Raw genomic sequence first — 9,528 nt, 5'->3', positions numbered from 1 at the left:
GATGAGAGGCCGCCATCGGCGTACCGGCGCGCGCCGAGGTGGCCCGGCCGCAGTCGCGGCAGTGGAACAGCATCTTGCGCCCCGGCAGCCGGCGCGCGTTGCCGACGGAGCCGCACCAGCGGCAGACCGGGCCCTCCGGCCAGCGCGCCGACAGGAACAGCGCCTCGGCATGCGCCTCATCCGGCACCAGCTCCAGGAAGCCTTGCAGGGTCAGAGGGGCATGCACCATGCCCACAAGATAGAGGGCATCATCATCAGAAAGCAATAGATCCGGACGCGTTTAAGCACCCCGGGGGAGTCGCTACACTGGCAATGTGGAGCGATCTGGGACGCTGTTCCCCGCCCCGTGGCGCACGCCCTCGGCGGGGGCGCGACGAGCAAGGCCGCACCGTAACGGGAGGAGCGCTTTTATGAGCCCGAGCAAGCCGATGGAAGAGATGGTCCGCAACTGGACGGACATGCAGCAGCGGATGTGGGAGCACTGGCTCCAGTCCGTCAAGGGGATGCAGCTGCCCAGCGGGGTGGACACCGGGCAGTGGCAGCAGCAGTACCAGAAGAACCTGGAGGCCTGGGAGAGGGCCGTCCAGGAGGCCCTGGAGGCCCAGGTCCGGTGGACCGAGAAGTGGGCCGAGCAGACGGGCGGCGCCGGCGGCTCCACCGAGGGCATGCAGGAGGCGCTGAAGCAGACCCAGGAGATGATGAAGACCTGGACCGAGGCGCAGAGCAAGCTCTGGAACGCCTGGTTCGACAGCGTCAAGAACATGGACCCCTCGCAGATGGCGCAGCAGTGGGACAGCGAGGGCCACGAGGTGCTCAAGGCGTGGCAGGAGGCGACGCAGCGCGCCCAGGAGGCCCTCCAGGAGCTCTCGCAGATGGCCACCTCGTCGACGGCGGGGCGCTCCTCCGGCGGCGGCCAGTAGCGCGCCAGGGGCCGAGACAAAGAAAGCCGACGCGATCCCGCGTCGGCTTTGCTCGATCCACCCTATCCCTAGCAGCTCAGCGAGGCCTGCTCCCTGAATATTGGCCTCCCTGCCGGTCGGGCGCTCCCTCGCCGCCTTGCTGAGGCTGCCGGGCAGTCGCGTGTGCTCGTCCGCTGAGCAGCAGGGAGCGACTGCCCGGCAACGGTTCCCAACGATGCCCCCTTGCTCGTGTGAGGGAAACCGGGGAAGACTGTCTCTGATGTCAGATCAATCTGAGATGGTGGGCCGATGATCGCACTGATCCAGCGCACAGGGCCGGCGCGCGTGCGGGTGGCGGGGCGCGTCACCGGGGCGATCGAGGGCGGCCTGACGGCCCTGGTGGCCGCCGTGCACGGCGATACCGAGCGCGAGGCCGACCGCCTGGCCGAGCGGCTGCTCGGCTACCGGGTCTTCGCCGACGCCCAGGGGCGCCTGAACCGCTCCCTGCAGGAGGTCGGCGGCGAGCTGCTGCTCGTGCCGCAGTTCACCCTGGCGGCGGACACCCGCAAGGGGATGCGGCCGAGCTTCGCCTCGGCGGCGGCGCCGGAGCAGGGGCGCGCCCTGTTCGAGCGCCTCGTCGCGGCGCTGCGCGAGCAGGCCCCGGCGGCGGTGGCCTGCGGCGTCTTCGGCGCCGACATGCAGGTGGAGCTGACCAACGACGGGCCGGTGACCTTCTGGCTGGAGGCGCCGCCGCGAGCCGGGTGAGCGCCTGCGCCGGGGGCGCGGCCCAGCCGCGGGGTGCGATTGTGCTATCCTGGCCCTTTTGGGTGAGGGGCCGTCGCGGGCTCGGCGGGGCGGCCGGCAGGAGCGTTATGGCGAATCGCACCGCGCAGATCGAGCGTACCACGGCGGAGACCGCCGTGCGCGTGGGCGTGGACCTCGACGGCAGCGGCGAGGCGGAGCTGGGCTGCGGGGTGCCGTTCCTCGAGCACATGCTCGCGCAGATCGCCCGCCACGGCGGGATCGATCTGCACCTCGAGGCCTCGGGGGATACGTGGATCGACGACCACCACACGGTGGAGGATATCGGCATCGCCCTCGGCCAGGCCCTGGCGGCGGCCTGGGGCGATAAGGCCGGCGTGGCCCGCTACGGCCACGCCTACGTGCCCCTCGACGAGGCGCTCTCCCGCGCCGTCGTCGACCTCTCCGGGCGCGCCGGGCTCGAGTTCCACGCCGCGTTCCCCCGCGAGCGCATCGGCGGGTTCGATACCGAGCTCGTCGAGGAGTTCTTCCGGGCGCTCACCCACAACGCCGCGATCACGCTCCACCTCGACGCCCTGCGCGGCCGCAACGCCCACCATATCGCCGAGACGCTGTTCAAGGCCTTCGGCCGGGCGCTGCGCCAGGCGTGCGCCCCGGACCCGCACGCGGCCGGCCGCATCCCGTCGACGAAGGGGGCGCTCTAGCCGTGGCCCGGGTGGTGGTCGTCGATTACGGCATGGGGAACCTGCGCTCGGTCTACCGGGCGCTGCTCGCCGCCGGCGCCGACGCCGACGCGGTGGCGGTCAGCGCCGACCCCGAGGCGGTGCGCGCCGCCGAGCGCGTGGTGCTGCCCGGCGTCGGGGCGATGGGCGACTGCATGGCCGAGCTCGAGCGGCTCGGGCTGCGCGCCGCCGTGCGCGAGGCGGCGGCGAGCAAGCCCTTCCTCGGCGTCTGCCTGGGGATGCAGGCGCTGCTCGGGCGCAGCGACGAGAGCGGCGGCGTGGCGGGGCTGGGCATCGTCCCGGGCCGCGCCGTGCGCTTCCCGGACGGCGAGCGCGACGCCGCGGGCCGGCCGCTGAAGGTCCCGCACATGGGCTGGAGCCGGGTCGCCCAGCGCTGCTCCCACCCCCTGTGGGCGGGCATCGCCGACGGCGAGTGGTTCTACTTCGTCCACAGCTACTACGCGCTCGCCGACGACGCCCGGGCGGTGGCCGGCGAGGCCGAGCACGGCCGGCGCTTCGCCGCCGCCCTGGCCGCCGGCCCCTGCTTCGCCGTGCAGTTCCACCCGGAGAAGAGCCAGGCCGCCGGGCTGCGGCTCTACCGCAACTTCCTCGACTGGGACGGACGCTGGAGGGACTGACACCGTGCTCGTAATCCCCGCCATCGATCTCAAGGGCGGCCGCTGCGTGCGGCTGCGCCAGGGCCGCATGGACCAGGAGACGGTCTACGACGACGACCCCGTCGCCGTCGCCGGGCGCTGGGTGGCGGCCGGCGCCTCGCGGCTGCACCTGGTCGACCTCGACGGCGCCGCGCGCGGCGAGCCGGCCCACGAGGCGACGATCCAGGCCATCGCCGAGGCCTACCCCAACACCCTGCTGCAGGTCGGCGGCGGCATCCGCGACCGCGAGACCGCCGCGCGCTACCTCGACGCCGGGATCGAGTACGTCATCCTCGGCACCCGCGCCGTCCGCGAGCCGGAGCTCGCCGAGCAGCTCTGCAGCGAGTTCCCGGCGCGGCTGTTCATCAGCCTCGACGCCCGGGGCGGCTACGTGGCCACCGACGGCTGGGAGCAGACCTCCGAGGTCACCGCCGCGGAGCTAGCCCGGCGCTTCGAGCGCGCCGGCGCCGCCTCGCTGGTGTTCACCGACATCGGCCGGGACGGGATGATGGGCGGCTGCAACATCGAGGCGACCCGCGAGCTGGCCCGCGCCGTCTCGGTCCCGGTGATCGCCTCCGGCGGGGTGAGCACCGTCGCCGAGATCCGCGCGCTGGCCGCCGCCGAGGAGGGTATCGGCGGGGCCATCGTCGGCCGCGCCCTCTACGACGGCAGCCTCGACCTCGCCGAGGCGATCCGCGCCGCCGGGGAGGCGGCGGCTTGACCGCCAAGCGCATCATCCCCTGCCTCGACGTCGACGCCGGGCGCGTCGTCAAGGGGGTGCAGTTCGTCGACATCCGCGACGCCGGCGACCCGGTGGAGATCGCCCGCCGCTACGACGCCATGGGCGCCGACGAGCTGACCTTCCTCGACATCACGGCGAGCCACCAGGGCCGCGAGACCCTCTACGAGGTGGTCGAGGCGGTCGCCGGCGAGGTCTTCATCCCGCTGACCGTCGGTGGCGGCGTGCGCGCGGCGGCGGACGTGCGCCGGCTGCTCAACGCCGGGGCCGACAAGGTGGCGATCAACACCGCGGCGGTCCACCACCCGGAGCTCGTCGCCGAGGCCGCCGCGCGCTTCGGCTCGCAGTGCATCGTCGTCGCGGTGGACGCCAAGCAGGTCGAGGCCGATCCGCCGCGCTGGGAGGTCTTCACCCACGGCGGGCGCCACCGGACGGGGCTCGACGCCGTCGCCTGGGGCCGGCGCATGGCCGAGCTCGGCGCCGGCGAGCTGCTGCTGACCAGCATGGACCGCGACGGCACCCGCGAGGGCTTCGACCTGGCGCTGACCCGGGCGGTGGCCGACGCCGTGCCGGTGCCGGTGATCGCCTCCGGCGGCGTCGGCGGCCTCGAGGACCTGGCCGACGGGGTCGACCAGGGCGGGGCCGACGCCGTCCTGGCGGCGAGCATCTTCCACTTCGGCGAGCAGACGATCGAGGCGGCGAAGCGCTACATGGCCGAGCGCGGCATCGAGGTACGGCTTTGAGCGAAGGAGGACCCATGAGCGAGGCTGCGGATACCCTGCGCGCCCTGGCGGCCACCCTCGAGCAGCGCAAGGGGGCCGACCCGGACACCTCCTACGTGGCGCGCCTGCACCACAAGGGGCTGGACGCCATCCTCAAGAAGGTCGGCGAGGAGGCCACCGAGGCTGTGGTCGCCGCCAAGGGCGGGGATCGCGAGCAGATCGTTTATGAGACCGCCGATCTGTGGTTCCATACACTGGTCATGCTCTCGGCCAGCGACGTCCCCGTGGACGCGGTGCTGGCGGAGCTGGAGCGGCGGGCCGGGCGCTCGGGGATCGAGGAGAAGGCGGCCCGCGGCGAGTGAGCCACCAAGCCAAGTACAGGGCGCCGAGGATGGCGCCGGAGGGTGAAGGTCCATGGGTTTCAATATCTGGTCGCTGCTGATCATCCTGGCCATCGTCCTGCTGCTGTTCGGGACCAAGAAGCTGCGCAACATCGGGGGGGACCTCGGCGGCGCGATCCGCGGCTTCAAGGAGTCGATGCGCGAGGGCGAGCAGCAGGAGGGCGCGGGCGAGCCGCGCGAGGGGCGCGAGGACGAGGAGCCGGCCCCGCTGGAGCACCGCGAGGGCGAGTCGCCCTCCCGCGCGGCGGCCTCCGAGGCCTCCTCCGCCCAGGAGCGCGACCGCAGCGCCTCCTAGCGGCGGCGCGAGCGCGGAGCGGCCATGTTCGATCTCGGCTTCTGGGAGGTCCTGTTCATCTGCCTGATCGGGCTGCTCGTCCTCGGCCCGGAGCGGATGGCGCGCACGGCCCGCACGCTCGGCCTGTGGCTGGGCCGGGCGCGGGCCTCGTTCAACGCCACGCGGCGCGAGATCGAGCAGGAGCTCCACCTCGAGGAGATCCGCCGGACCGGCGAGTCGCTGCGCCAGGACGTCGAGCAGACGGGGCGCGATCTCAAGGGCCAGGCCCGGGAGCTCGAGCGCGAGGCGCGCGCCTCGTCCGGTCAGGGCGAGGCCAAATCCACGGAGCCGGGGGGCGAGGCCACGGAGCAGGGTAGTGAGGGGCGCGAGGCAGGCGAGGAGCGTAGGCAGTGAGCGCCGACGAGGATCCGCAGGGCAACCAGGGGCGCGAGGCGGAGACCCTGGAGGAGCAGCCGCTGCTCAGCCACCTCAAGGAGTTCCGCAACCGGACGCTGCGCGCCGTCGGCGTGATCCTCGCCGCCTTCCTGGCGCTCTACCCCTTCCGCGACGCCATCTACGCCTACCTCTCGGGGCCGCTGCGCGAGGTCCTCCCGGAGGGCGCCTCGATGGTCGCCATCAAGGTGGCCTCGCCGTTCCTGATCCCGATGAAGCTGGCGCTGGTCGCGGCGATCTTCCTCACGGTGCCGTACCTCCTCTACCAGATCTGGGCCTTCGTGGCGCCGGGGCTCTACCGCCACGAGCGCCGGCTCGTCTGGCCCGTGCTCATCTCCAGCACGCTGCTCTTCTACCTCGGGGCGGCCTTCGCCTACTTCGTGGTCTTCCCGCTCGCCTTCCGCTTCTTCGCCCTCGTCGCCCCCGAGGGCGTGTCGATGATGACGGACATCGGCGAGTACCTCTCCTTCGTGCTGACCCTGTTCTTCGCCTTCGGGGCCGCCTTCCAGGTCCCCATCGCCACCGTCCTGCTGGTGCGCACCGGCGTGACCACCCGCGAGGCGCTGGCCGCCAAGCGGCCCTACGTCGTCGTCGGCGCCTTCGTGGTGGGGATGCTGCTCACCCCGCCCGACGTGCTCTCGCAGATCCTGCTGGCGATCCCGGTGTGGCTGCTCTACGAGCTCGGGATCCTGCTGGCGGGGCGCTCCCGGACGGTGCTGCCGGCGGCCTCCGAGCAAAGCGAGGAGTGACGGCCACGCGTGAATCGATAATAGAGCGATGCCATGACCGGTAACGGCTTGTTCCGAGAGCAGCTGCGCAGCTCCTACCTCCACGGCGCCAACGCCGCCTTCATCGAAGACCTCTACGAGCGCTACCTGGCCGACCCCTCGCGGGTCGACAGCGACTGGCGGGCGTACTTCCGCGCGCTCGAGCAGGAGCGGGGGCGCGGGCGCGATATCCCGCACTCGCCGGTGCGCGAGCGCTTCGCCCGGCACGCCCGGGACGGCGCCGGCGCCGCGGCGCCCCGCGCCGGCGCTGGCGGGATGGCGGCGGAGGCCGCCGAGAAGCAGTCCGCCGTGCTGCGGCTGATCAACTCCTACCGCTTCCGCGGCCACCAGGCCGCCGACGTCGACCCGCTGAGCCTGCGCCCCAAGCCGCCGGTGCCCGACCTCGACCCGGCCTACCACGGCCTGACCGAGGCGGACCTGGACACCTCCTTCAACACCGGCTCGCTCTTCGCCCCCGAGCAGCTGCCGCTGCGCGAGATCATCGCCATCCTGCGCGAGGTCTACGCCGGCCCGGTGGGCTCGGAGTACATGCACATCACCGACACGGTGCAGAAGCGCTGGATCCAGGAGCGCGTCGAGGGCAGCCGCTGCCGGCCCAACCTCTCGGCGGCCCGCAAGAAGGAGATCCTCGAGCGGCTCATCGCCGCCGAGGGGATCGAGAAGTACCTCCACGCCAAGTACGTCGGGCAGAAGCGCTTCTCCCTCGAGGGCGGCGACACCTTCATCCCGCTGCTCCACGACCTGCTCCAGGGCGCCGGCAGCGCCGGGATCAAGGAGCTCGTCCTGGGCATGGCCCACCGCGGCCGGCTCAACGTGCTGATCAACATCATGGGCAAGGACCCGGGCGATCTCTTCGCCGAGTTCGAGGGGCGCCAGCCCGGCGAGGTCAACGGCTCCGGCGACGTCAAGTACCACATGGGCTTCTCGTCGGACATCCAGACCCCCGGCGGCCCGCTGCACGTCGCGCTGGCCTTCAACCCCTCGCACCTGGAGATCGTCAACCCCGTGGTGGCGGGCTCGGCCCGCGGGCGCATGCGCCGGCGCCAGGACGAGCAGGGCGAGCAGGTGATGCCGGTGCTCATCCACGGCGACGCCTCCTTCGCCGGGCAGGGCGTGGTGATGGAGACCTTCCAGCTCTCCCAGGCGCGGGGCTTCTACACCGGCGGGACGATCCACGTGGTGATCAACAACCAGATCGGCTTCACCACCTCCCACCCGCGGGATACGCGCTCGAGCTTCTACTGCACCGAGGTCGCCAAGATCGTCCAGGCGCCCATCTTCCACGTCAACGGCGACGACCCCGAGGCGGTGGCCTTCGTCACCCAGCTCGCCCTCGAGTACCGCAACACCTTCCACCGCGACGTGGTCATCGACCTCATCTGCTACCGCCGCCACGGCCACAACGAGGCCGACGAGCCGGCGGCGACGCAGCCGATGATGTACCAGAAGATCCGCCAGCAGCCGCCGGTGCGCCAGCGCTACGCCGAGCGGCTCATCGCCGAGGGGATCCTCGGGGCCGAGGAGGTCGACGAGATGGCCGCCGGCTACCGCGAGGCGCTCGACAGCCACGAGGTCGTCGCCGCCAACCTGCTCACCGGCGTGCGCAACGACTACGCCGCCAACTGGCACCGCTTCGCCGGGGCGCAGTGGCAGGAGCCGGTGACCACCGCCGTCGGCCAGCAGCGGCTGCGCGCCCTGCAGGGGATCCTCGACCGGCTGCCCGAGGGCTTCGAGCTCAACCCCCGGGTCGCCTCGATCATGGAGAGCCGGCGCAAGATGGTCGCCGGGGCCCTGCCCGTGGACTGGGGCTTCGCCGAGACCATGGCCTACGCCACGCTCCTCCAGGACGGCTACCGGGTCCGGCTGACGGGGCAGGACTCCGGGCGGGGGACCTTCTTCCACCGCCACGCGGTGCTGCACAACATGCGCGACGGCTCGACCTTCGTGCCGCTGCAGGACGTCACCACGGAGCCGAACGACTTCCTCGTCATCGACTCGCTGCTCTCCGAGGAGGCCGTGCTCGGCTTCGAGTACGGCTACGCTACCACCGAGCCCGACGCCCTGACGATCTGGGAGGCGCAGTTCGGCGACTTCGCCAACGGCGCGCAGGTGGTCATCGACCAGTTCATCGCTGCCGGCGAGGCGAAGTGGGGGCGGCTCTGCGGGCTGACCCTCTTCCTGCCCCACGGCCAGGAGGGGCAGGGCCCGGAGCACTCCTCGGCGCGGCTCGAGCGCTACCTGCAGCTGTGCGCCGAGCACAACATCCAGGTCTGCGTGCCCTCGACCCCGGCGCAGCTCTACCACATGCTGCGCCGGCAGATGCTGCGCCACTACCGCAAGCCGCTGGTGGTGCTCACCCCCAAGAGCCTGCTGCGCCACAAGCTCTCGACCTCGGCGCTCGACGAGCTCACCGGCGGGGCCTTCCACAGCGTCATCGACGAGATCGACGCCATCGAGCCGGGGCACTGCCGGCGGGTGGTCCTCTGCGCCGGCAAGGTCTACTACGACCTGCTCGAGGAGCGCCGGCGCCGCCAGCAGACCGACGTGGCCCTGCTGCGCGTCGAGCAGCTCTACCCCTTCCCCGAGGCGCTGCTGCGCCCGCTGCTCGCCGAGAAGTACGCCAGCGCCGGCGAGGTGGTATGGTGCCAGGAGGAGCCGAAGAATCAGGGGGCGTGGTACGCCACCAACCACCACATCGCCGAGTGCATGGCCGCCGACCAGCGCCTGCGCTACGCCGGCCGGCCCGCCGCCGCCTCGCCGGCGGTCGGCTCGCCGAAGCTCCACCACGAGCAGCAGCGGGCGCTGGTCGAGGCGGCGCTCGGCTGACCTGCGCGCCGCCCCCCTCAAGCGTCCCGAGACCAACCGAGAAAGGAACCTGCATGAGCGTTGAGATCAAGGTCCCGGCGCTGCCCGAGTCGGTCAGCGAGGCGACCGTGGTCGCCTGGCACCGCCAGCCCGGGGAGTCCGTCAGCCAGGACGAGACCCTCGTCGACCTGGAGACCGACAAGGTCGTCCTCGAGGTGCCGGCCCCCGGCAGCGGCACCCTCGAGCAGATCGACAAGCCCGTCGGCGAGGTCGTCGCCGCCGACGAGGTGCTCGGCACCGTGGCCGA

Annotated in this window: 13 protein-coding genes; 12 read left to right on the top strand and 1 reads right to left on the bottom strand. The window is 72.3% G+C overall.

Features of this window, described 5'->3' with window-relative positions; genetic code table 11:
• A partial coding sequence (locus CKO13_RS08220; protein ID WP_200259307.1) for a transposase occupies positions 1–229 on the bottom strand: 229 nt, incomplete at its 3' end.
• 181 nt (positions 230–410) lie between these two features.
• Between CKO13_RS08220 and CKO13_RS08215 the strand changes: the two genes are divergently transcribed.
• The 12 genes from CKO13_RS08215 to CKO13_RS08160 all read left to right on the top strand — a co-directional run.
• Positions 411–920: a hypothetical protein gene (locus CKO13_RS08215; RefSeq protein WP_200259305.1), complete on the top strand. Its 510-nt coding sequence runs from the start codon at positions 411–413 to the stop codon at positions 918–920.
• Between the two features lie 288 nt (positions 921–1,208).
• On the top strand, positions 1,209–1,664 hold the full coding sequence (dtd, locus tag CKO13_RS08210) for a D-aminoacyl-tRNA deacylase (RefSeq protein ID WP_200259303.1): 456 nt from the start codon (positions 1,209–1,211) through the stop codon (positions 1,662–1,664).
• Positions 1,665–1,771: 107 nt separating this feature from the next.
• Positions 1,772–2,365, top strand: coding sequence for an imidazoleglycerol-phosphate dehydratase HisB (hisB, locus tag CKO13_RS08205; protein ID WP_200259301.1), 594 nt, complete (start codon positions 1,772–1,774; stop codon positions 2,363–2,365).
• Between the two features lie 2 nt (positions 2,366–2,367).
• Positions 2,368–3,021: an imidazole glycerol phosphate synthase subunit HisH gene (hisH, locus tag CKO13_RS08200; protein WP_200259299.1), complete on the top strand. Its 654-nt coding sequence runs from the start codon at positions 2,368–2,370 to the stop codon at positions 3,019–3,021.
• Between the two features lie 4 nt (positions 3,022–3,025).
• The gene (gene hisA / locus CKO13_RS08195; RefSeq protein ID WP_200259297.1) at positions 3,026–3,760 is read left to right on the top strand and encodes a 1-(5-phosphoribosyl)-5-[(5-phosphoribosylamino)methylideneamino]imidazole-4-carboxamide isomerase; all 735 of its coding nucleotides are present in this window, start codon (positions 3,026–3,028) and stop codon (positions 3,758–3,760) included.
• Complete coding sequence (gene hisF / locus CKO13_RS08190) at positions 3,757–4,521, top strand: imidazole glycerol phosphate synthase subunit HisF (protein ID WP_200259294.1); 765 nt, start codon at positions 3,757–3,759, stop codon at positions 4,519–4,521. The genes hisA and hisF overlap by 4 nt, the downstream gene beginning before the upstream one ends.
• 14 nt (positions 4,522–4,535) lie before the next feature.
• Positions 4,536–4,862 carry a phosphoribosyl-ATP diphosphatase gene (locus CKO13_RS08185; RefSeq protein WP_200259290.1) on the top strand — a complete coding sequence of 109 codons (327 nt, stop codon included), beginning with the start codon at positions 4,536–4,538 and terminating at the stop codon, positions 4,860–4,862.
• A 52-nt stretch (positions 4,863–4,914) separates the two neighbouring features.
• The gene (tatA, locus tag CKO13_RS08180) at positions 4,915–5,196 is read left to right on the top strand and encodes a twin-arginine translocase TatA/TatE family subunit (protein WP_200259287.1); all 282 of its coding nucleotides are present in this window, start codon (positions 4,915–4,917) and stop codon (positions 5,194–5,196) included.
• Between the two features lie 24 nt (positions 5,197–5,220).
• Positions 5,221–5,589 (top strand): Sec-independent protein translocase protein TatB, encoded by a 369-nt coding sequence (tatB, locus tag CKO13_RS08175; RefSeq protein ID WP_200259284.1) that lies wholly within the window; start codon positions 5,221–5,223, stop codon positions 5,587–5,589.
• A complete protein-coding gene (tatC, locus tag CKO13_RS08170; RefSeq protein ID WP_200259281.1) occupies positions 5,586–6,377 on the top strand; it encodes a twin-arginine translocase subunit TatC in 792 nt (263 codons plus the stop codon). Before tatB ends, tatC begins: the two co-directional genes overlap by 4 nt.
• 33 nt (positions 6,378–6,410) lie before the next feature.
• Positions 6,411–9,242 (top strand): 2-oxoglutarate dehydrogenase E1 component, encoded by a 2,832-nt coding sequence (locus CKO13_RS08165; protein ID WP_200259279.1) that lies wholly within the window; start codon positions 6,411–6,413, stop codon positions 9,240–9,242.
• Between the two features lie 53 nt (positions 9,243–9,295).
• The coding region (locus CKO13_RS08160; protein ID WP_338034609.1) for a biotin/lipoyl-containing protein at positions 9,296–9,528 on the top strand (233 nt) is incomplete at its 3' end.

Source organism: Halorhodospira neutriphila (assembly GCF_016584055.1).
GTDB lineage: Bacteria > Pseudomonadota > Gammaproteobacteria > Nitrococcales > Halorhodospiraceae > Halorhodospira > Halorhodospira neutriphila.
Note: the sequence above shows the minus strand (reverse complement) of the source record. Positions and strands in the feature narration are given on the sequence as shown.